At 64.9% G+C, this 21,688-nt stretch carries 21 protein-coding genes and 1 tRNA gene; 16 read left to right on the top strand and 6 right to left on the bottom strand.

Features of this window, described 5'->3' with window-relative positions; all coding sequences use genetic code 11:
* Positions 1-4: 4 nt before the first annotated feature.
* The 9 genes from hisD to U3648_RS14265 all read left to right on the top strand — a co-directional run bounded on the left by hisD (position 5) and on the right by U3648_RS14265 (position 8,806).
* A complete protein-coding gene (hisD, locus tag U3648_RS14305) occupies positions 5-1,315 on the top strand; it encodes a histidinol dehydrogenase (protein WP_420859907.1) in 1,311 nt (436 codons plus the stop codon).
* Positions 1,312-2,364, top strand: coding sequence for an ester cyclase (locus U3648_RS14300; RefSeq protein WP_420859906.1), 1,053 nt, complete (start codon positions 1,312-1,314; stop codon positions 2,362-2,364). The genes hisD and U3648_RS14300 overlap by 4 nt, the downstream gene beginning before the upstream one ends.
* The gene (locus tag U3648_RS14295; protein ID WP_420859905.1) at positions 2,361-3,128 is read left to right on the top strand and encodes an SDR family NAD(P)-dependent oxidoreductase; all 768 of its coding nucleotides are present in this window, start codon (positions 2,361-2,363) and stop codon (positions 3,126-3,128) included. Before U3648_RS14300 ends, U3648_RS14295 begins: the two co-directional genes overlap by 4 nt.
* Positions 3,128-4,147, top strand: coding sequence for a LacI family DNA-binding transcriptional regulator (locus U3648_RS14290; RefSeq protein WP_420859904.1), 1,020 nt, complete (start codon positions 3,128-3,130; stop codon positions 4,145-4,147). The genes U3648_RS14295 and U3648_RS14290 overlap by 1 nt, the downstream gene beginning before the upstream one ends.
* Positions 4,144-5,133: a nuclear transport factor 2 family protein gene (locus U3648_RS14285; RefSeq protein WP_420859903.1), complete on the top strand. Its 990-nt coding sequence runs from the start codon at positions 4,144-4,146 to the stop codon at positions 5,131-5,133. The genes U3648_RS14290 and U3648_RS14285 overlap by 4 nt, the downstream gene beginning before the upstream one ends.
* A 135-nt stretch (positions 5,134-5,268) precedes the next feature.
* Entirely contained in the window at positions 5,269-6,234 is a 966-nt protein-coding gene (locus U3648_RS14280; protein WP_420859902.1) for a cupin domain-containing protein, read from the top strand.
* Positions 6,235-6,289: 55 nt separating this feature from the next.
* Complete coding sequence (locus tag U3648_RS14275; protein WP_420859901.1) at positions 6,290-7,414, top strand: cobalamin-independent methionine synthase II family protein; 1,125 nt, start codon at positions 6,290-6,292, stop codon at positions 7,412-7,414.
* Between the two features lie 29 nt (positions 7,415-7,443).
* Positions 7,444-8,148 (top strand): alpha/beta fold hydrolase, encoded by a 705-nt coding sequence (locus tag U3648_RS14270; RefSeq protein WP_420859922.1) that lies wholly within the window; start codon positions 7,444-7,446, stop codon positions 8,146-8,148.
* Positions 8,111-8,806: an RraA family protein gene (locus U3648_RS14265; RefSeq protein WP_420859900.1), complete on the top strand. Its 696-nt coding sequence runs from the start codon at positions 8,111-8,113 to the stop codon at positions 8,804-8,806. Before U3648_RS14270 ends, U3648_RS14265 begins: the two co-directional genes overlap by 38 nt.
* A gap of 10 nt (positions 8,807-8,816) precedes the next feature.
* Here U3648_RS14265 and U3648_RS14260 read toward each other — a convergent pair whose 3' ends face one another.
* Positions 8,817-9,818, bottom strand: coding sequence for a hypothetical protein (locus U3648_RS14260; RefSeq protein WP_420859899.1), 1,002 nt, complete (start codon positions 9,816-9,818; stop codon positions 8,817-8,819).
* 87 nt (positions 9,819-9,905) lie between these two features.
* On the opposite strand from U3648_RS14260, the gene U3648_RS14255 reads away from it, so the two are divergent.
* Positions 9,906-10,424 carry a hypothetical protein gene (locus U3648_RS14255; RefSeq protein ID WP_420859898.1) on the top strand — a complete coding sequence of 173 codons (519 nt, stop codon included), beginning with the start codon at positions 9,906-9,908 and terminating at the stop codon, positions 10,422-10,424.
* 122 nt (positions 10,425-10,546) lie between these two features.
* On the opposite strand, the gene U3648_RS14250 is transcribed toward U3648_RS14255, so the two are convergent.
* Both U3648_RS14250 and U3648_RS14245 read right to left on the bottom strand, forming a co-directional pair.
* The gene (locus U3648_RS14250; RefSeq protein WP_420859897.1) at positions 10,547-11,032 is read right to left on the bottom strand and encodes a P-loop nucleotide/nucleoside kinase family protein; all 486 of its coding nucleotides are present in this window, start codon (positions 11,030-11,032) and stop codon (positions 10,547-10,549) included.
* A gap of 71 nt (positions 11,033-11,103) precedes the next feature.
* A tRNA-Tyr gene (locus tag U3648_RS14245) sits at positions 11,104-11,187 on the bottom strand.
* 155 nt (positions 11,188-11,342) lie between these two features.
* On the opposite strand from U3648_RS14245, the gene rlmB reads away from it, so the two are divergent.
* Together rlmB and U3648_RS14235 are read left to right on the top strand one after the other, a co-directional pair.
* Positions 11,343-12,119, top strand: coding sequence for a 23S rRNA (guanosine(2251)-2'-O)-methyltransferase RlmB (rlmB, locus tag U3648_RS14240; protein ID WP_420859896.1), 777 nt, complete (start codon positions 11,343-11,345; stop codon positions 12,117-12,119).
* A gap of 16 nt (positions 12,120-12,135) precedes the next feature.
* A complete protein-coding gene (locus tag U3648_RS14235; protein WP_420859895.1) occupies positions 12,136-12,459 on the top strand; it encodes a hypothetical protein in 324 nt (107 codons plus the stop codon).
* A gap of 179 nt (positions 12,460-12,638) precedes the next feature.
* Here the strand turns inward: U3648_RS14235 and groL are convergent, their stop codons facing one another.
* Positions 12,639-14,279, bottom strand: a complete 1,641-nt coding sequence (gene groL / locus U3648_RS14230) for a chaperonin GroEL (RefSeq protein ID WP_420859894.1) — start codon at positions 14,277-14,279, stop codon at positions 12,639-12,641.
* 45 nt (positions 14,280-14,324) lie between these two features.
* The gene (locus U3648_RS14225) at positions 14,325-14,612 is read right to left on the bottom strand and encodes a co-chaperone GroES (protein ID WP_129679424.1); all 288 of its coding nucleotides are present in this window, start codon (positions 14,610-14,612) and stop codon (positions 14,325-14,327) included.
* A gap of 351 nt (positions 14,613-14,963) precedes the next feature.
* Between U3648_RS14225 and U3648_RS14220 the strand changes: the two genes are divergently transcribed.
* The 3 genes from U3648_RS14220 (at position 14,964) to U3648_RS14210 (ending at position 17,435) form a co-directional block, all read left to right on the top strand.
* Positions 14,964-15,311 carry a hypothetical protein gene (locus tag U3648_RS14220; RefSeq protein WP_420859893.1) on the top strand — a complete coding sequence of 116 codons (348 nt, stop codon included), beginning with the start codon at positions 14,964-14,966 and terminating at the stop codon, positions 15,309-15,311.
* A 58-nt stretch (positions 15,312-15,369) separates the two neighbouring features.
* Positions 15,370-16,386, top strand: coding sequence for a TraB/GumN family protein (locus U3648_RS14215; RefSeq protein WP_420859892.1), 1,017 nt, complete (start codon positions 15,370-15,372; stop codon positions 16,384-16,386).
* 68 nt (positions 16,387-16,454) lie between these two features.
* A complete protein-coding gene (locus tag U3648_RS14210; protein ID WP_420859891.1) occupies positions 16,455-17,435 on the top strand; it encodes a LysR family transcriptional regulator in 981 nt (326 codons plus the stop codon).
* Between the two features lie 96 nt (positions 17,436-17,531).
* On the opposite strand, the gene U3648_RS14205 is transcribed toward U3648_RS14210, so the two are convergent.
* Entirely contained in the window at positions 17,532-19,055 is a 1,524-nt protein-coding gene (locus tag U3648_RS14205; RefSeq protein WP_420859890.1) for a trimethylamine methyltransferase family protein, read from the bottom strand.
* A gap of 181 nt (positions 19,056-19,236) precedes the next feature.
* Here U3648_RS14205 and U3648_RS14200 point away from each other — a divergent pair, with 181 nt between their 5' ends.
* Complete coding sequence (locus tag U3648_RS14200) at positions 19,237-21,672, top strand: GcvT family protein (protein ID WP_420859889.1); 2,436 nt, start codon at positions 19,237-19,239, stop codon at positions 21,670-21,672.
* Positions 21,673-21,688: the final 16 nt, after the last annotated feature.

Here is a 21,688-nt window from a genome sequence, read left to right as displayed (position 1 = left end):
GAACATGGCAATCGAATATCTCAAGCGCAGCAAGCCAGAGGCGGAAAAGGCCGAAGACGATGCAAAGGTCCGCGCGGTCGTCGAACAGACGCTAGGAGATATCGAGGCGCGCGGCGACGCCGCCGTGCACGAACTGGCGGTCAAGTTCGACGGCTACGACCGCCAAAGCTATCGGCTGAGCGCGGCCGAGATCGAGGCGATCATCGCCAAGGTCAGCCCGCGCGACATGGCCGATATCAAATTCGCCCAGGAACAGGTGACGAATTTCGCCCGTGCACAGCGCGCGTCCATGACCGATATCGAGGTCGAAACCCTGCCGGGCGTAATCCTGGGCCACAAGAATATCCCGGTGCAATCGGTGGGTTGCTATGTTCCCGGGGGCAAGTTCCCGATGGTGGCGTCGGCCCATATGTCGGTGGCCACGGCCAAAGTCGCGGGCGTGCCGCGCATCATCGCCTGCACCCCGCCGTTCAACGGCGAACCGAACCCGGCGGTGATTGCCGCCATGCATCTGGGCGGCGCCGATGAGATTTATGTCCTCGGTGGGATTCAGGCGGTGGGCGCGATGGCCATCGGCACGGAAACGATCGAACCGGTGCACCTTCTGGTCGGGCCGGGCAATGCCTTTGTCGCCGAAGCAAAGCGCCAGTTGTTTGGCCGCGTCGGGATCGACCTGTTTGCCGGGCCGACCGAAACCATGGTCATCGCCGATGAAACCGTCGATGCGGAAATGTGCGCGACCGACCTTCTGGGGCAGGCCGAACACGGCTACAACAGCCCGGCCTGCCTGATCACCAACAGCCGCAAGCTGGCCGAGGATACGATGACCGAATGCGAACGGCTTCTGACCATCCTGCCGACGGCCGGGACCGCATCGGTCAGCTGGGCCGACTACGGCGACGTGATCCTCTGCGATACCTATGAAGAGATGCTTCAGGTCGCCAATGACATGGCCTACGAACATGTGCAGGTAATGACCGACCGGGACGATTGGTTCCTTGAACATATGACCTGCTATGGCGCCCTATTCCTTGGTCCTCGCACGAACGTTGCGAACGGCGACAAGGTGATCGGCACCAACCACACCCTGCCGACCAAGAAGGCGGGGCGCTATACCGGCGGCCTGTGGGTCGGCAAATACCTCAAGACCCACAGCTATCAAAAGGTCCTCACCGACGAGGCCGCGGCAATGATCGGCGAATACGGGTCGCGCCTGTGCATGTTGGAAGGCTTTGTCGGCCACGCGGAACAATGCAACCTGCGGGTCCGCCGCTACGGTGGGCGCAACATCCCCTACGGAGCCGCCGCCGAATGACCGACCGGCACACAGCCAATAAGGACATGATCGCGCCCCTGCGCGCCGCCCTGTTCGACTGGGACGATGCCGCAATTTCCGAAACGCTTGGCGCAATCTGCGCCTCTGATGCGCTGTTCCGCCTGTGCCACCCGTTCGGGGATATGGTGGGCGGGGCGGCGTTCAAGGCGCAGGCGCTGGACGTGCTGCGCGCCGCCTGGCCCGATGTGGAACGGCGCGACTGGATCGTCAAGGCGGGTCAGGACGAAGGCGGGGCCGACTGGGTCGGATGTGGCGGGCATTTCATCGGGACCTTCGTGGCCCCCTTTCTTGATATACCCCCGACCGGGCACCTTACCCATATGCGGTATCACGAATTCTTCCGCATCAAGGATGGCAAGATCGTCGAATATCAGGCGATCTGGGACATCCCCGAGGTGATGATGCAGGCCAATGCCTGGCCCCTCGCCCCATCCCTGGGCCGCGAGTTCTGCGTGCCCGCACCGGCCAGCGGCGACGGGATACATCGGGCCCCGCGCGACCCCGACCTCAGCCAGAAAAGCTGTGACCATATCATCGACATGCTCAGCCACATGACGCGGCACCCCGCCCAGGGCGGACCGGAGGTGATGGAGATGGACCGGTTCTGGTCTGATAAGATGAACTGGTATGGACCGGCCGGCATCGGCACCGGCCGGGGTATCGCCGGGTTCCGCAACTGGCACCAGATCCCATTTCTGACCGCTATGCCGGATCGCGGAGGGCACACCGAAGGCACGACCCACCATTTCTTTGGCGACAACGATTATGTCGGCGTGACCGGCTGGCCGAACATGTGCCAGACCCTGTCGCACGGCGGGTGGCTGGGCATTGCACCATCCGGCAAGCGGATCACGCTCCGCAGCCTCGATTTCTGGCGGATCGAAAACCGCAGGATCCGTGAAAACTGGGTGCTGGTTGATCTTCTTGATGCCTACCGACAGCTTGGCGTCGATGTCTTCGCGCGGCTGCGGGAATTCAACAAGGCACGGGTGCCGGGGGCGGTGCCCTTCCCCGTGGGGGTGTCATGATGGAACTTCCGGCAACGCCCAGCTTTCGGCTGACCGGTAAGCGCGCGCTTGTTGTGGGCGCCTCGTCGGGCATTGGGCTGGCCTGCGCGACGGCCCTGGCCGAGGCGGGGGCGGATGTGACCCTTGCCGCCCGCCGGGTCGAGGCGTTGACCGACCTAGCCGGGGCATTTGCCGCGCGGGGATGGGCGTCTTCCGTCCTGCCGCTTGACCTGGCCGATGTCACATCGGTGCAAGGGGCGCTTGCCGCGGCAGAGCCGTTCGACGTGGTGTTGAACGCCGCCGGTTTGGCGCGGCACGGGCCGGCGTTGGATACGACCCCCGAAGATTTCGACGCGGCCATGGGGATCAACCTGCGGGGGGCCTATTTCCTTTTCCAGTCGGCCGCCCGCCGGTTGATCGACCGCGGCAAACCCGGATCGCTGATCAGCATCTCAAGCCAGATGGGCCATGTCGGTGGACAAGACCGCGCGGTCTATTGCGCGTCCAAGCATGGGGTCGAGGGGATGACAAAGGCCATGGCCATCGAATGGGGCCCGCACCAGATCCGCGTCAACACCATCTGCCCCACCTTCATCCTGACAGACCTGACACGCCCGACATTCGACGACCCCGCCAAACGCGCCTGGATCGAAAGCAAGATCAAGCTTGGCCGCGTCGGGAAGGTAGAGGACATCATGGGCGCAGCGGTTTATCTTGCCTCGGACGCGTCGGCCATGGTGACCGGCAGCGCGATGATGATTGACGGGGGTTGGACGGCGGACTGATGACACAAGGCAAGGTCACATCGGCGGAAGTCGCCGCGCGCGCAGGCGTCAGCCAATCGGCGGTCAGCCGGGTTTTCACGCCCGGCGCCTCGGCCTCGGCCAAGACGGTGGCCAAGGTCCGCAAGGCAGCGGAAGAGCTGGGCTACCGCCCGAATGTCCTTGCCCGCGCGATGGTGTCTGGCCGCAGCCGGATCATCGGGCTGGTCGTGGCCTATCTGGAAAACCAGTTCTACCCGATCGCGCTGGAGCTTCTGTCCAACGCGCTTCAGGCGCGCGGCTATCACATCCTGATCTTCACCGCGCCCAATTCGACCGACGGGATCGAAGGTGTGATGCAGGACCTGATGGATTATCAGGTGGACGGTATCATCGCCGCCTCGGTGTCGATGAGTTCGGACCTGAGCGAACGGGCGCAGGCGCTGGGGATCCCGGTGGTGCTGTTCAACCGCAGCCAGAACGACGTGGGCGTTTCGAACGTGACCTCGGCCAACCGGCTGGGCGGACGCAAGGTTGCGGAATTCCTGCTGGCGGGCGGCCATGAACGGATCGCCCATATCGCGGGCTGGCAAGGCAGTTCGACAGGTCGCGACCGGCAGGCCGGGTTCCTCGAGGCGCTGGAAGAGGTCGGACAGGTGCCCTTTGCCCTTGTCGATGGCATGTACAAACGCGAGGTCGCCAAATCCTGCGCCACCCAGCTTCTGTCGGGTCAGACCCGGCCCGACGCAATCTTTGTCGGCAACGACCATATGGCCTTTGCGGTCATCGACGCGGTGCGCGAGGTCGGGCTGACACCGGGCCGGGACATTTCCATCGTGGGCTTCGATGACGTGCCACTGGCCAGTTGGGGGGCCTATGACCTGACCACCCTGCGCCAACCGGTGAACCGGATGGTCGACAGCACGGTCGACCTGATCCTTGGACAGATCGAAAGCGGCGACACAGTGCCCCAGGAAATCGAAATCGAAGGCAAGCTGATCCTGCGCGGATCGGCCAGAATTCCCGAAGGATGGACATCATGAAGGGTTTCGACCCCAAATTCACCGACTTCCCCGACTATATCATCGGGATCACCAAGGAGATTTGGGAAGACCGCGGCATCGCCACGCTGCACCATTACTATGCGCCCGATATTGTGGTGCGGTCACCGGGGTCCGTTGTCGTTGGCAATCAGGGCGTCATCGCCGCGACCATGGCGACGCTGGCCGAATTCCCCGACCGGCAATTGCTGGGCGAGGACGTAATCTGGTCGGGCACCCCCGAAACCGGAATGCTGTCGTCGCACCGCATCATCTCGACCGCGACCCATGCCCGCGACGGGGTCTATGGCGCGGCATCGGGCAAGAAACTGCGCTACCGCATCCTTGCCGACTGCCATGCCAGGGACAACGCCATCGACGACGAATGGCTGATCCGCGACCAGACGGCGATTGTCCGGCAGATCGGCTGGGACCCCACCGACTATGCCCGCGACCTGATCGCCCGCGAGGGCGGGGCCGAGGCCTGCGTCAAGCCATTGTCGCCAACCACCGACAGACCGGGGCCCTATAAGGGCCGGGGCAATGACAACGCATGGGGGCAGCGCCATGCCGAGCTGCTGACCCGGATCATGGGCGCGGATATGGCGGCGATCGAAGCAGAGTACGACCGCGCCGCGACGCTGCATTATCCCGGCGGCGAAACCGGGCACGGCTGGGCCGACGCCGATGGGTTCTGGATGGGACTGCGGGCGGCCTTCCCCGATGCGGACTTCCGGATCGACCACCAGATCGGCCGCGACGATCCCAACATGCCGCCCCGATCCGCGCTTCGCTGGTCGCTGCATGGCAAGCATAGCGGCTGGGGTGCCTTTGGCCGCCCCACCGGGGCCGAGGTCTATCTTCTGGGCATCAGCCACGCGGAATGGGGCGAATTGATCGGCGGGCAGATCAAGCTGCGCCGGGAATGGACCTTGTTCGACGAAACCGCGGTCTGGAAACAGATCCTTCTTCAGACCGGGGCGCTTTGATGCGCCAGCCCGAGGACATCCGTCGGATGCATGTGTTGTTTCAGGCGCGGCGCGCGGAACGGCTCAACCCGCATCCGCCGGGGCATGGGGTCTGACCCTTTCCACCCTCAGACCCCATTTCCAAAGGATACCCGAATGACACCGCAAGACATGGAAACCCGCATCGTCCGCTACGGCGACCTGCAACCCTGCAAGACCGCGTTCATTGATGCGCATACGCCGGGCAGCGACCAGAAGGAAAACTTTACCATCATCGGTGGCGGCGTGTCGGAATCCCCCGACCAGCACGTCCACATCACCATCCCGCATGGCTTCAACATCGGCGCGGCGGGGCAGCCACCGAAGTGCCGCAACTCGCTTCACGATCATCGCACGGCCGAGGCGTTTTTCGTCCTGTCCGGGCGCTGGCGGTTCTTCTGGGGCCGTTGGGGCGACGCGGGCGAAGTGATCCTTGAAAAGGGCGATATCTTCAACATTCCGACCGGCGTGTTTCGGGGGTTCGAAAATATCGGCACCGACTACGGGATGATCATGGCGATCCTTGGCGGCGACGATGCCGGGGGCGGCGTCATGTGGGCGCCGCAGGTGATCGAGGACGCCAAGGACCACGGCTTGATCCTTGGCGAGAACGGCAAGCTGTATGACAGCAAGAAACAGGAACGCCTGCCCGACGGGGTGAAGCCGATGCCGCTGATGTCGGACACTGACCTTGCCAAGCGGGGCGAACCGACCACGGCGCAGGTGCTTCCCAACCACGTCGCCCGCTATCCGGACCTTGTGGCCCTGTCCGACCGCAAACCTGTGACAGTGATTGGCGAGACGGGCGTGCTGCGCGACCGGCCCGGGTTCGAGGTCGATTTCATGACCCGGGCCTCGGCCCGCGACAGCAAGCAGACCGCACCGTATCCGACGGTCCTGATGCCGGTGCATGGCTATTGGAAGGTCACCTGGGATGGCGGCAGCGCGACCCTTGCGCCCGGCGACACGATGAGCGTTCCGGAAAACCTTGGCTATACCGTCGTCCCGTCGATGACGGGCGAGGCATCGCTCTACCGGATCGTCGCGACGGAAGACCCCGCTGGTCCGACCTGGCAAGGCTAAGCGGTAGGCGGCGGCCGGGGTGTCCGGCCGCTGCCCCCAAAGAACGGAGGTTCCCATGGCAAAGATCAAGACGACCCATGTCGGGTCGCTTCCCCGGACGCAGAAGGTGGTGGATTTCATCTTTGCGCGGGAACGCAACGAAACCTACGACCCGGCCGCATTCGACACCGCCATGACCGAGGCGGTGTCCGCCACGGTCCGCCGTCAGGCCGACGCCGGAGTCGGGATCGTGTCGGACGGCGAGACCTCGAAGATCTCATATGCGACCTACGTCAAGGACCGCTACACCGGCTTTGACGGCGACAGCCCCCGCAACGCGCCCGCCGACCTGAAGCTGTTTCCCGGCTTTCTGGAACGCATTGCCAACGAAGGTGGAACCCCGCAATACGCGCGCCCGATGTGCGTGGGCGAGGTGAAGACAAAAGGGCAGGGGGAGTTGCAGAAGGACATTGCCAACCTCAAGGCGGCGATGGCCGAACACGGGGTGGAACGCGGGTTCATGAACGCGGCCAGCCCCGGTGTGATTTCCCTGTTCCTGCAAAACGCCCATTACCCCACGCGCGAGGCCTATCTGGCCGCGCTGGCCGACGCGATGAAGGAGGAATACGAAACCATCGTCGCCTCTGGCCTTGATCTGCAACTGGATTGCCCCGACCTCGCCCTGTCGCGGCACATGCTGTTCACCGACCTGAGCGACGACGAGTTCCTGAAGGTCGCGGCAAGCCATGTCGAGGCGCTGAACCACGCGCTGTCCAATGTGCCGGAAGACCGGGTGCGCATCCATATCTGCTGGGGCAATTACGAAGGGCCGCACGTCTGCGACATTCCCATGGCCAAGATGTTCGACACGCTGATGTCGGCCAAGGCCCGCTATGTGCTGTTCGAAACATCGAACCCGCGCCACGGCCACGAATGGACCGTGTTCCGCGACCGCAAGGCCGACATTCCGGACACCAAGGTGCTTGTGCCCGGCGTCGTGGACACCACGACGAACTTTGTCGAACACCCGGAACTGGTGGCGCAGCGGATCGAACGTTTTGTTGATATCGTCGGCCATGACCGGGTGATCGCTGGCAGCGACTGCGGCTTTGGCACCTTCGCGGGCTATGGCACGGTCGATCCCGATATCGCCTATGCCAAGCTTGGGGCGCTTGCCGAAGGGGCCGCGTTGGTCAAGTGACCCTGCCGCTGATCCTGTTGCCCGGCATGATGTGCGATGCCCGCCTGTTCGGGCCGCAGATCAATTCCCTGTCGCCCGACCGGCCGGTCGGCGTTGTCGATATGATCGGCGCGGACACGGTGTCGGGGCTGGCGGCGCGGGTGCTGGACCAGGCGCCGCCGCGCTTTGCCCTTGCCGGGTTGTCCATGGGTGGGATCGTCGCGATGGAGGTGGTCCGGCAGGCCGCGCAGCGGGTCGTGGGGCTGGCCCTGATGGACACCAACCCGCTGGCCGAGGCCGATACCGTCAGGTCCCGCCGTGGTCCCCAGATGGCGCGGGCCTGTGCCGGGCGGCTCTACGATGTGATGCGGGACGAGATGAAGCCCAATTACCTTGCCCGCGGGCCAGAGCGGCAGAACGTGTTGGACCTCTGCATGGAGATGGCGATGGACCTTGGGCCAGAGGTGTTCTGCACCCAATCCGTTGCCCTGCGCGACCGCCCGGACCAGACCGACACGCTACGCAACTACGCCTGCCCGTCGCTCGTCCTCTGCGGTCGCGAAGACGGGCTGTGCCCGCTGTCCCGCCACGAATTGATGCACGGCCTCTTGCCCCGCTCCACCCTCGTGGTGATCGATGGGGCGGGCCACCTGCCTTGCCTTGAAAACCCCGCCGAGACGACGCGCGCGCTGCGCGACTGGCTAAAGGAGATCGACCATGAACACCGAACTTCTGACCCTGCTGAGGTCGGTTGACACGCCAACCGTCTGCAACGCGATCGAGGTGGTCGAGGGCAAGCGCGGGTTCGACAAGTTCACGCGTGGCACCGTCCTGTGCAGCGACCCGGCGGCGGGCGCCATCGTCGGCTATGCCCGGACCGCCAAGATTGCAGCCCTTGCCCCCCCGACCGAGGCGGCGGAGGTGATCCGCGCCCGCCGGATGGCATATTACCGGCATATGTCCGAAGGCCCGCGTCCCGCCATCGCGGTGGTCGAAGACCTTGATGGGGCCGATGCCATCGGCGCCTATTGGGGAGAGATCAACACGACCGTGCACAAGGGCCTTGGCCTGTCCGGGGCGCTGACCAATGGGGTGATGCGCGATCTGGGCGACCTGCCCGACGGCTTTCCGGTGATCGCCGGATCGGTCGGCCCGTCACATGGGTTCGTCCATGTGCGCGAGGTAGGCACGCCCGTGACGGTCTTCGGACTGACAATCGTCGACGGGGACCTTGTCCATGCGGACAGGCACGGGGCAGTGGTTATCCCCAGCGACTATATCGCCGAAATGGAGCAGGCCGTCCGAAAGCTTCTGGATACCGAACGGCTGATCCTTGAACCCGCCCGGCAACCGGGGTTCGACTTTGCCAAGTTCGAAACCGCCTGGGCGGCGTTTGAAAAGGCCAGAACCTAGGGACAGGACGCTACCGCATCCAGAACCCTTCGGCCTTGATCTTGTTGCGGATCTTCTTTTCCGGGCGCGGCAGGTCGTTCTGGTCGAACAGGGCCCGCACCTTCTGCCCCCGGCCCTGATAGACCATCCGCTTGATCGGCTCGTAGCCCTTCAGCACCTTCTTGATCTTGTTCGGCGCGGTGACCTCTTCCAACACCTGAACCACCTTGTCGCTTTCGCGGGCGTAAAGCAGCGGGAACATCCGGTAGTGGCAGGTCACATCGCCGTCGAGGCCCGCAAGGTCCGGCCCGGGCCGCCCGCCGCCGAAGGAATGGATGACCAGCGGCAGAACCACTTGATCCAGCCAGGGGTCCAGCGATTGCACCGCCAGCTCCTCGGGCCGGTTGTCGCGCACCTCGACTGCCCAGTCGGTGAACCGCTTGCCAAAGGCCGCCGGGTCAGCCCCGAAAAACCAGCCCGCGTTGAAATAGAGGTACCGCTGCCAGTATTCATCGGGCTGCGACAGGTCGAGCGTGCTTTCGAACTCCAGCCCGAATTTGTCGTAAAGCGATTTCCATACAACCGTGTAGCCCGGCCAATACAGCTCTTCCTCGGGCCAGGTCCCTTCGCGGCGCATCGACGCGGCGGGGCGGTTGAAATCGATGGGCAGCGCGGTCAGTTCGTCAAGGATCAGCGTATCACTGTCGAAGAAGACGAAGGGTTCCCCGGCGGGCAGGGCCGCAAGCCCCTCGATCTTGTTGCCATAGGGGTAGACCTCGCCGAAGTGCCGGTTTTCGAACGGAACAATCTCGGCCCCCAGTTCCTCCAGCGCGTCGCGAACCGGCGCGGCGATGCGCGGGTCTTTCATCCAGCGCGGGCCGGGTTGCGGTTCCGCCACGATCAACCGGCCCGAAAACCCCGGCGATTTCGCCCGCAAGGAGGCGGCGAACAACAGCGCCTCGTATTGCAGGCGACCGCCCTGCCCCACCACCATGATGTTGAAATTCTGGCCAGAAGCTTTCTTTCGCGCCATAGTCTGCTCGTACCCGCACTGATTTTGGGACCACTATAGGGCCGGGGCCTGCCCGGCGAAAGCCGCGATAACAGGAAGGATTTGACCATGTGGGAATTGATGCTGCCCTATCTGATCGGAACCGCGCTGGGGATCACGCCCGCGCCCGATGGCATGGCGCCGGACACTATGGCCGCCGCCCCCGCCGCCGCCGAAACCGCGCTGGAAGACCTGTCGGTCCGCGAACCGGAACCGCAGGTGCCCACCGGCAAATTCACCACCGCCGTGGAAATCAAACCAATCCTCGGCATGACCAAGGGCAATTGGGTCGCGGTGCGGCTGTATGAAGGGCAGGACCTTCTCTACTTCACCCATCTTCTGTCCTGGCGCTGTGGCATGTGGGAGGTGCGATATGGGCTGAACGGCGCCCCCGCCGAAACGGTCTTTCCGCTGGAACCCTGCCACGAAGACACCGCCAGCCCGAATTCCATGACCGATATGGTGAACTACCTGCCCTATGTGACGCTGCCGCCGGAAAGCGTGGACAGCATCTATGTCGAGATCTTCTATGACGATGGCACGTCGGATTTCGCCCAGTTCAACCGAAACGAGGTGCTGATCCCCTGATCGGCGCCGCGCAGTTTTGCCCGTGCCCTGCACGGGCAGCGCCCGAACCGCCCCACGGGGCGGGCGCTTCTCGCCCTCCCCTCGGTTCGGACGCGTCGCGTCTGACCATCCCTTAGAACCACCTATCGGGGCACCACGGTAAAGCCTTCGTCCTCCGTAGGCGGGCTGAAGTGCTTTGACACCTGCGCGAATTGCGCCTCGGTCGCGGCAAAGGGGTGGTCGCCCGCCGCGTTGCGGGCGTGCAACCGCTCCAGACAGACCGCGTCCGGCGGGGTCAGCAGGTGCAACCGGTGGTCCGCGCCGCTGTCGTCCAGCACCCGCCGCATCCAGGCCCGCTGCCCCGGCGTGTTGGCCGGAAAATCCAGAACCACAGACACCCCGGCCCACAGCAACCCCGCCACATGCGGCCCCATCGCGGCCTGAAGCCGGGTGGAACAGCGGACATAATCGGCAAGGCTGGTCATCTGGTCCCCGTAAAGCGCGGCAAGCCAGTGATCCTCGGAGATCAGGACCGCCCCCGACTCCTCGGCGATCCGGGCCGCAAGGGTCGACTTGCCCGCGGCGATCTTTCCGCAAAACAGGTGAAGCATGGGACGGGTCGTTGTCATGGGGACATCCTTGCACGAAGACCAAGGGCCCGCGCAATCGTGCCGTCACCATCGTTTTGACCTTGGGGGGATGGTGGGCGACCCTGGAATCGAACCAGGCATGGGTCTCCCCGGCGGAGTTACAGTCCGCTGCCGCACCTTGCAGCTCGTCGCCCGAACGGCGCCCGAAGGGCCGTTGCGAGGGGCTGAATATGCGCAGCACGTAGCCCCGTCAAGGCGAAATTCGCCCCCTTTTCCGGCTTTCCCTTGCACCCCGGCGCGGCCCGTCGCATTCAGGGGGGAACATGCGAAATCACAAGGCGCCATTGCCATGAAGAAACCCAAGTGGGTCGTCGAAAAGGAACAGGCCAAGCGGGCGGCCGCCGCCGAAACCGTCTGGCTGTTCGGGCTGCACGCGGTGCGCGACGCGCTGTTGAACCCCGCGCGGACCCGGCTTCGGCTGGTCGTGACCCTGAACGCCGAGGCGAAACTGGCCGATGCCATCGCCGCCTCCGGCATGACGCCCGAGGTCTCGGACCCGCGCAAATTTGCGGCCCCCGTGCCCGCCGACAGCGTCCATCAGGGCGCCGCGCTCGAGGTCAAACCGCTGGATTGGGGACGGCTGGAGGATGTGGCGATCCCGACGGGCGACCGCCCGGCCCGGATCGTCCTTCTGGACCGGGTGACCGACCCGCATAACGTCGGCGCGATCCTGCGTTCCGCCGAGGTGTTCGGCGCACTGGCAGTCGTCGGCGTGCAGCGCCATTCGGCACCCGAAACCGGGGCGCTGGCCAAGACCGCCAGCGGTGCACTGGAGCGGCAGCCTTATCTGCGCATCCGTAATCTGGCCGAAGGGATGGAGGCGCTGAAGGACATGGGCTACCTCGTGCTTGGCCTTGATGGCGAGGCGGAGCAGACCATCGAACAGGCGATCGCGGGGCAGCGCGACCGGCCCGTGGCGCTGGTCCTCGGGGCCGAGGGGCCGGGGCTGCGCGACAAGACAAAGACCACCTGCGACGCATTGGTGCGGATCGACTTTGCCGGTGGGTTCGGGTCGCTGAACGTCTCGAACGCGGCGGCGGTTGCCCTATATGCATCGAAAGGCTGATGGATAGGAGCGTGCCGTGCCGGTAACCAAGATCGCGACCTGTTGCTACTGCGGAAACCGGGCGGTTCTGGAACTGCGCGGCAAGATCCGGCACGAACTGGCCTGTTCCAGCTGCGGCGCCCCCTTGCACGACCTAAAGCGCATTCCGCGGAAAGACGACACCTCGGCCCGGAAATCGGTCCCGGCGCATCGGTCGGCCCCGGCCCATCCGGCCCGCTCCATGCCCCATGATCCGCCCGACCGGCCGCGCAAGGCGAAACGCAAATCGCGCAAGGGGTTCCGGCTCTGGGGCAAGATCGCCGAGGAAATCTGGGACGGGATCGAAGATATCTTCGACTGAGTTTGGAAGACCGCCTCGCCGGGTCGCGCAGCGGCCCGGCACACGCCCGCCCGCCCCCAAGGCGGGCGTGTTCCACGCCCACCCGGGCGGACGCGTGCCTCATCGACATTTTTGATCCCCCAATCGAAAAGGGGCCGCCTTTCGGCAGCCCCTTCCCGGTGATCCGTTGGATCGGCAGATTACATCATGCCGCCCATGCCGCCCATGTCGGGCATGCCGCCGCCCGCCGGGGCGTCTTTCTGCGGCTTGTCGGCAACCATGGCTTCGGTGGTGATCAGCAGGCCAGCAACCGAGGCCGCGTCTTCCAGAGCGGTCCGGACAACCTTGGCCGGGTCGATCACGCCGAACTTGAACATGTCGCCATATTCTTCGGTCTGCGCGTTGAAGCCGAACTTCACGTCGTCGCTTTCGCGGACCTTGCCGGCAACCACGGCACCGTCAACACCCGCGTTCTGGGCGATCTGGCGCAGCGGCGCTTCGATGGCGCGGCGCACGATGGCGATCCCGGCGTTCTGGTCGGCGTTGGCGCCTTCCAGACCTTCCAGACCCTTGCCAGCCTGAACCAGCGCAACACCACCGCCCACAACGATGCCTTCCTGAACGGCGGCACGGGTGGCGTTGAGCGCGTCATCGACGCGGTCCTTGCGCTCTTTCACTTCAACTTCGGTCATGCCGCCGACGCGGATGACGGCAACACCGCCAGCCAGCTTGGCCACACGTTCCTGAAGCTTCTCGCGGTCGTAGTCCGACGAGGTTTCTTCGATCTGGTTGCGGATCTGGGCCACGCGGGCTTCGATCTCGGCCTTTTCACCGGCGCCGTCGACGATGGTGGTTTCATCCTTGGTGATGGAAACCTTCTTGGCGGTGCCAAGCATGTCGATGGTGACGTTTTCCAGCTTCATGCCGAGGTCTTCCGAGATGACCTGACCGCCGGTCAGGATCGCGATGTCCTGCAGCATGGCCTTGCGGCGATCGCCGAAGCCCGGAGCCTTGACGGCAGCGATCTTCAGGCCGCCACGAAGCTTGTTCACGACGAGGGTTGCAAGGGCTTCGCCTTCCACGTCCTCGGCGATGATCAGAAGCGGCTTCTGCGACTGGATCACCGATTCCAGCAGCGGAACCATCGGCTGCAGCGAAGACAGTTTCTTCTCGTGCAGCAGGATCATGCAGTCTTCCAGCTCGGCAACCATCTTGTCGGTGTTGGTCACGAAGTAGGGCGACAGGTAGCCACGGTCGAACTGCATCCCTTCGACCACATCGGTCTCGGTTTCCAGACCTTTGTTTTCCTCGACGGTGATGACACCTTCGTTGCCGACCTTCTGCATCGCGTCAGCGATCTGACGGCCAATTTCGGCTTCGCCGTTGGCGGAGATGGTGCCGACCTGCGCAACTTCGGCGCTGTCGTTCACGGGGCGCGACGCGGCTTTGATCGCCTCGACAACCTTGGCGGTGGCAAGGTCGATACCACGCTTCAGGTCCATCGGGTTCATGCCGGCGGCAACCGATTTCATGCCTTCGACCACGATGGCCTGGGCCAGAACGGTGGCGGTGGTGGTGCCGTCACCGGCTTCGTCGTTGGTGCGGGAAGCAACTTCCTTCACCATCTGGGCGCCCATGTTCTCGAACTTGTCTTCCAGTTCGATTTCCTTGGCGACAGACACACCGTCCTTGGTGATGCGCGGGGCACCAAACGACTTGTCCAGAACCACGTTGCGGCCTTTCGGGCCCAGGGTCACCTTCACCGCGTTGGCAAGGGTGTTGACGCCCTTGAGCATGCGGTTGCGGGCATCGGTATCGAATTTGACGTCCTTAGCAGCCATTGCTGTATTCCTCGTCTAAAGTTGGTTTCAGGGAAGGGGCGTATCTCAGGCGATGATGCCGAGAATGTCGCTTTCCTTCATGATCAGCAGGTCTTCACCCTCGACGGTGACTTCGGTGCCGGACCACTTGCCGAACAGAACGCGGTCACCGGCCTTGACGGCCATCGCGATCAGTTCGCCGGAATCCTTGCGGGCACCTTCGCCACAGGCCACGATTTCGCCTTCGGCGGGCTTTTCCTTGGCGCTGTCGGGAATGATCAGACCACCCTTGGTTTTTTCGTCGGATTCGACGCGGCGGACCAGAACGCGGTCGTGCAGCGGTTTGAAAGCCATCGTTGCAGCTCCTTGACTGTCAGTTATCTCTGTCAGACCCCTCCTCCGGGGCCGTTAGCACTCATTCAGGTCGAGTGCTAACGGCGGAGAGGTATGGGACGGCCCCGCCTCTGTCAAGAACCGGATGGGCAAAAAAGTCACGCAATCGAGAGGAGAGTTCCAAAGGGCTTTGCGGAATCGTGTCACCGGGCTATCACCCCCTCACTAACCGCCCGAACCCCGGGCCGGAAAAGGAGGCTGCAATGTCGAGAGGTTATAACTTTACCGCCTGCTAGGCCGGTTGCAGCCCTATGGCGGACCGCTTGCCTGTCCGCCTTCGTCTTGAACAGACCCTTTTCCAGGACCAATCCCATGTTTCCCCCGATCTTCGTGGTCGACCATCATGTCGTCCCCGCCCCCTTTCCCGCCGATCCACGGCACAAGGACCGCCCCCATGTCCGGCGCGGGCAACCGGAACGGCTTGACCTGCGGGTCGATCCGCACGCCGCGCCGCATGGCCCCGCCGATGCGCCCATTCCCGATGTGCCCATGGCACAGCACCGGGCGCTTCTGATCGAACTGGCCAGCGACCCCCGCTTTGGCCGCGATGACCGCCCTGCCCCGCGGCCCGGCCTGCGGGTGCGTCTTGGACAGGCGTTGATGCGGCTGGGCTGGCGACTGGTGCGCGGCCCGCACGGCGAACCACGTCAGGCGGGCTGATCCGGTGGACACCGGACCGACCCGCCGCTAGCTTTCCCGAAGACCCGTTTTCAGGAAAGTGTTTACCATCGTGCGCCTGTTGCAGCCCCTCGCCGCCCTTGCCCTGTCCCTTGTCACCGCTGCGCCCGCCGCGGCCCTATGTGACGGCCCGCCGATCACCGAGGACCTGACCAGCGCGGAACTGGCCGACCTTGACGCGCTGATCGCGGCGACCCGCTTTGCCGATGGGCTTTATTGGCAGGCGACCCGCGGGAACGAGACCCTTTATATCCTTGGCACGATCCACTTGCCTGATGCCCGGCTGGCCGGTGTTTTTACAGAGGCCTTTCCCGACCTGTCCGCTGCCGACCTTCTGCTGGTCGAGGCGACGCTGGAGGACCAACGGGCGCTTCAACGGCATATCGTGTCGAACCCGCCGCTGTTCACCATCACCGAAGGCCCCACCCTACCCGATCTCTTGGACCCCGAAGTCTGGGCCGCGCTTGAACAGGCAGCGCTGGCGCGGGGTATCCCCGGCTTCATGGCCGCGAAGATGCAGCCGTGGTTCCTGTCGCTGAATCTGTCTATGGCGCCCTGCGCAACCGCTGCGATGGCCGCCGGGGACGTGGGGCTTGATACCATGCTGATGAACGCGGTGGCCGACACGGACACTCAAGTGCAATCACTGGAAGACTGGCGCACGACATTGGATTTCCTTGCCTCCGGCACCTTCGAGGAACAGATCACCGGGCTGGAAGCCAGCCTGATGCCCAATGACATTCAAGACGCGATGATGGTCGCCCTGACCGACGCCTATTTCGACGGACAGCCGATCCGGGGCTGGTATCTGGCCAAGGTGTCGGGCCGGTTCGTCCCCTCGCTGTCGCCCGAGGAATACGACGCGATGTTCGCCGAGATGGAACAATCCATGCTGGTCGACCGCAACGCCGCATGGATACCCGTGATCGAAACGGCTGCGGCGGCGACCGACGGCCCCGTCTTCGTCGCCTTTGGGGCGGCCCACCTGCCCGGCGACACCGGGGTTCTTGCGCTGTTGCAGGCGGGCGGCTGGACCATCACCCGGCTGGACGGCTGACCGGGACCGCTTGACCCGGTTTCGAAAAAACCGAAACTGTGGCGGCAACCCTTCATGGCAGGTCCGGCATGGAACGATCCCCGCTCAGCCTCAAATGGCTCGAAGCTTTTCAGGCCGTGGCACGGCACGGCACGCTTAGCGACGGGGCGCAGGGGTTGGGCGTGTCAGTCAGCACCGTGTCGCACCACCTGACCTGCCTTGAACAGGCTTTGGGCACGCCGCTACTGGATCATGCCAAACGCCCCATGAGACTGACCCCCGCCGGTGAAACCCTGCTGCGCCGGGTGGACGAGGCGATGTGGCTTTTGCGGATGGGGGTGTCGGACCTGTGGTCCGGCGATCTGGCCAGCGTGGTGCGCCTGTTGCGCATCGCCCATCTGGAAGACTTCGACACCGATGTCGCCCCCGCGCTGGTGCAGCACCTGTCCGCCGCCATGCCGCGCTGCGATTTTTCCATGCTGTCGCGCCCCTCGCACGAGGTGGTCGAGCTTTTGGAAACCGAACAGGTGGACGTGGGCATCGCCGCCGCGATGGACCGTGAATCGCCGGGGCTGATCGAGGAGCCGATCCTGCGCGACCCCTTCATCCTTGTCACGCCCCGGTCCCTGCCCGGCCCCGCCCCCGACCTGACAGCCTTACAGGGACAGGCCGACGCCCTGCCGCTTCTGCGCTACAGCCGCAAGCAGCAGATCGGCCGCCGGATCGAGGCGCAGCTGCGACGGCTGGGCGCGCGGTTTCCGCAACGGATGGAGTTCGAAAGCACCCATGCCATCCTAGCCATGGTCGCCGCCGGGCGGGGCTGGACCATCACTACCGCGCTGACCTTTGCCCGCGCCCAGCGCTATCACGGCGATCTTTGCGCCGCGCCTTTTCCGGGGCGGGCCTTTTCCCGGACCATTGCCCTGATCTGCCGCGAAGACCTGCCCGCCCCGATCCGGACGCTGATCGAAACCGGGTTGCGCGGGGCGGTGCAGCGGCAAGTCATTGACCAGACCGTGGCACGTTACCCGTGGCTGGCCGGCCGGTTCGAGATGCTGGGGGCGGGGTGACCGACCGACAGAGGCAGGCGACCGTCCGGGTGGGCGCAGAATGCGCCCGCCATGGGGCGGGCGGGCGCATGCCGGGCCGCAAGCGACCCGGCGGGGTTACCCCACGGGCCTGATCGGAAACGCCGCCCGGATCGCCCGGTCCTGTTCCGTGCTCAGGTAGTTGGGGCGGTGCGTGTCCAGTATATCCCGCGCGGTTTGCCGTGCCCTGCCCCAGATGTCCGGCGCGCCCTTTTCGGCCCATGTCACCGGCGGGTCGCGGTCGGCCAGCGGGGGATAGTAATAATCCCGCTCCATCGCCGCGTGGGTCTGGGCGTGGCCAAGGAAATGCCCCTCGCCCAGCACGCTGTCGCAAATCGCCTCGAACCCCAGTGTTTCCTCGCTCACCTCGATCCCGCGCAGCGTCCGGTAGATGTGTCCGATCATCTCGTTGTCCAGAACGAAGGCCTCGAAACTTGCCCCCAGAAGCGAGGCGGTCATGCCCGAGCTTTCATAGATCAGGTTGCCCCCGGCCAGACCGGCGGCCAGCGCGGTCAGCCCCTTTTCGGCCCCGTATTGCGCGTCGATCGCCTTGGCATCGGTCATTGACGCGGCCACCCCAGACGGCAGCCCCAGCCAGTTCGACAGTTGGGCAGAGGCGGCGTTCATCACCGCGATCTCGCCACCGCCCCCCGCGAAGGCCCCGGTGCGCAGGTCGATCACCAGCGGCCAGTTGGAAAACACCATCGGAAACCCCGGCCGGATCGCATGGACCATCACAAGGCTCGCCAGCGTTTCCGCCAGCGATTGCGCCAGAAACCCGGCAAGGGTCGCGGGCGCGGTCGCCCCGGATTGCGCGGCGGTGATGCAGGACATGGGGATGTTGTGCCGGATGCATTCATAGACCACATCCACCGCGTCCTCGCCAAACCGCATGGGCGAGATGACCGGGCTGATATGCGCCTTGAGGAAGGGGCGTTTCGAAAACGCGCCATCTCCCCCCGCCACGATATCCAGCAGCGAAACGATGGGGGCCACGTGGTCTGCCACGGTGAAGGAGGTCGCGACCGGCTTCGTCGTGTTGCGGACCAGAGCGTAGGCCGTGTTCACATCGAGGTCGAACACATCCGGAAGGTCGGTGGCGACGCAGCAGCGGGTGAACCAGCTGACATTGTCCAGCCGGTCCTGAAGCCGGGTAAAATCATGCAGGTCCGCAAGGGTCGAGGGGCGGTAAAGCCCGGTCTCAAGGTCCAGCGTCTGCACCGCCGCGCCGCCGGTTCCGAAATGGACCGCCTCGCCGCCCACTGTGATCGACCGGGCCTCGTCCCGTCCGTGCAGGGTGAAAACCCGCGCGGCCGCGGCGATGGCGTCCTCGACCAGCGCGCGGGGAAACAGCACCCGGCCCCGTCCATCCGCGACCGCGCCCACCGCCAGAAGATCAGCGCGCAGGCGGGCGGGCACCTCGCCCATGCCCAGGTCCGCCAGAAGCCGCAGGGCGGTGTCATAGATCGCCCGCAGATCGGGTTCGGACAGGGGCCGGTACTGCCCGCCCCGCTGCCCCGGCGGGCAGGGGTTGTCCGGCCCCGCTGCCCGCAGCGCCAACCGGTCCTGTCGTCCGCCACTGCGCCTGCGCGGCCTGTCCATTGCGCGTCCCTCCTGCCCGTCACGGATCAGCAAAGGCCAGTTCCTGCAGGGGATCAACGAAACTGTCGCGCCTGCGCGTATTTCGCATTCCACATTCGAATATTTCGAAACTGTGCCCCGCCGCTTGATCCTCGGCGGCAAAGCGGCGGACATGGGCGCGACGCAGCCAAGGGGACAGGCGATGAAGACACGGACAAAGGTTGTGGTGATCGGCGGCGGGATCGCGGGCTGTTCGACCCTTTATCACCTGACACAGGAGGGCTGGACCGATGTCATGCTGCTGGAACGGGACGAGCTGACATCCGGCACCACATGGCATTCGGCGGCTCAGGTGACGAATTTCGGCATGAACCAGACGATGGTCGGTCTGAAAAGCCATTCCATCGCGCTGTATAAAGAGCTGTCCGAAGACCCCGACTATCCGATCAATTACCACCACGGCGACGGTGGCATCCGGCTGGCCAATACCGAGGCGCAGATGGACGGCTACCGGCATTTCGCGTCGATGGCCCGCGGCATGGGCGTGCATTTCGAGGTGATCGACGCCGCGGAATGCGCCCGCCGCCACCCGCTGATTTCCACCGACAACCTGATCGGCGGGCTGTGGGACCCGCTGGACGGCGACATCGACCCGGCGCAGCTGTGTCAGGCGCTGGCCCGCCGCGCCCGCACCGCCGGGGCCGAGGTGCACCGCCAGACCCCCGTCACCGCCCTGCGCCAACTGTCCGACGACACATGGGAGGTGGAGACGCCCAAGGGCACGGTGCACGCCGATATCGTCGTCAACGCCTGCGGCTACAGGGTGAACGAGGTCGGAGCGATGATGGGCGTCCACCACCCCGTCATGTCGATGGAGCACCAGTATTTCCTGACCGAGGAAATCCCCGCGATCCGCGACGCGGGCCACCGGATGCCGCTGATCCGCTGCCCGATCAGCGACTATTACTGCCGACAGGAAAAGAACGGCCTTTTGGTCGGGTTCTACGAACAGGGCTGCAAGACATGGGGGATGGACGGGATCGACCCGAATTTCGTCAATGCGCTCTGCCCCGACGATCTGGACCGGGTGACGGATGTGCTGGAAGGGGCCTTTGCCCGGATGCCCGCCCTGACCGAGGTCGGTATCCATACTGTCGTCAACGGGCCGATCACCTATACGATCGACGGCGCGCCGCTGGTCGGGCCAATTCCGGGCAAACGCAACGCCTTTTGCATCATCGGCCTGCGGGCAGGTCTGGGCGAAGGCGGCGGTCACGGCTGGCTTCTGGCGCAGCAGATCGTCCATGGCGAGGCCTGCTATGACACCTGGGTTCTGGACCCGCGCCGGTTCACCGGCCACGCCAATGTGGAACTGACTGCCCTGAAGGCGATCGAGGATTACCAGAACGAATTCCGCTTTCACTATCCGCACGAACACCGGCCCGCCGGACGGCCGATGAAGACCACCCCGTTGACCCCGATCCTTGCCGCCGAGGGGGCGGAATTTGGCGTGGTCAACGGCTGGGAACGGGTCGATTACATCAAACCCGCGCCCGATTTCACCGAGACGCTGGGGTTCCGTTTCAACGAGGCGCACGCGGTCGTCGGCGCCGAGGTGGAGGCCGTTCAGACCGGGGTCGGCCTGACCGAGGTGAACGGGTTCAACCGCTACGAAATCACCGGCAGGGACGCTCAGGGCTTCCTTGACCGGATGATCTGCGGACGTCTGCCGCGCAAGTCCGGGCGGGTCGGCCTTGCCTATCTGCTGAACCACCACGGGATGCTGAAATCCGAGGCGACCATCGCCAACCTGCCCGCCTCGGACCGGGGGCCGGACCGGATCTGGTTCGGGTCGGCGGCGGCGGCGGAATATCACGACATGGACTGGCTGCGGGCGCATCTGCACCCGGGCGAGGATGTGACGATCCGGTCGCTGACCAACGACTGGACCATCCTTGTACTGGCCGGGCCGAAGGCGCGTGATGTGTTGTCGGCCGCGTCGCGTGGCGATTGGTCGGCGGCCGCGTTCCCGTGGCTCTCGGTGCGCGAATGTTTCGTCGGCATCGCCCCGGCCGTGGTCATGGCGGTCAGCTATTCGGGCGAACTGGCCTATGAAATCCACGTGCCCAACGCCCAGCTTTATGCGGCCTATCTTGCGCTGCGCCGCGCAGGCGACGCCCACGGGCTGCGCCTGTTCGGCAGCCGCGCGGTAGATGCGATGCGGCTGGAAAAGGGATACCTGCACTGGAAATCCGACATCCTGACCGAATTTGACCCGTTCGAGGCCGGGCTGGGCCGGTTCGTGACGCTGGACAAGCCCGGCTTTGTCGGACGCGAGACGCTTTTGGCCCGCACCGCCACGGGACCGCGCAGGCGGCTTGTGACACTGGCGGTCGACTGTAACGACCGGTCGGCGCGGCCCGGTTCATCGGTCATGGCCGATGGGCAGGTCGTAGGCACTGTCACCTCGGGCGAATGGGGATACCGAACCGGGCTGAACCTTGCGCTGGCCTATCTGGACCCGGACCGGGCCGAGGTCGGGACGGAAATGGCCATCGACATGCTGGGCACCCATTTCCCCGCCCGCGTCATCCCCCCCTGCCCCTATGACCCGGACAACAGCCGGGTGCGGGCCTGAGCCGGGGAAGGTCAAA

Source organism: Marivivens marinus (genome assembly GCF_035969385.1).
Taxonomy (GTDB): domain Bacteria; phylum Pseudomonadota; class Alphaproteobacteria; order Rhodobacterales; family Rhodobacteraceae; genus SELP01.
This window is presented reverse-complemented; position numbering and strand designations above follow the sequence as displayed.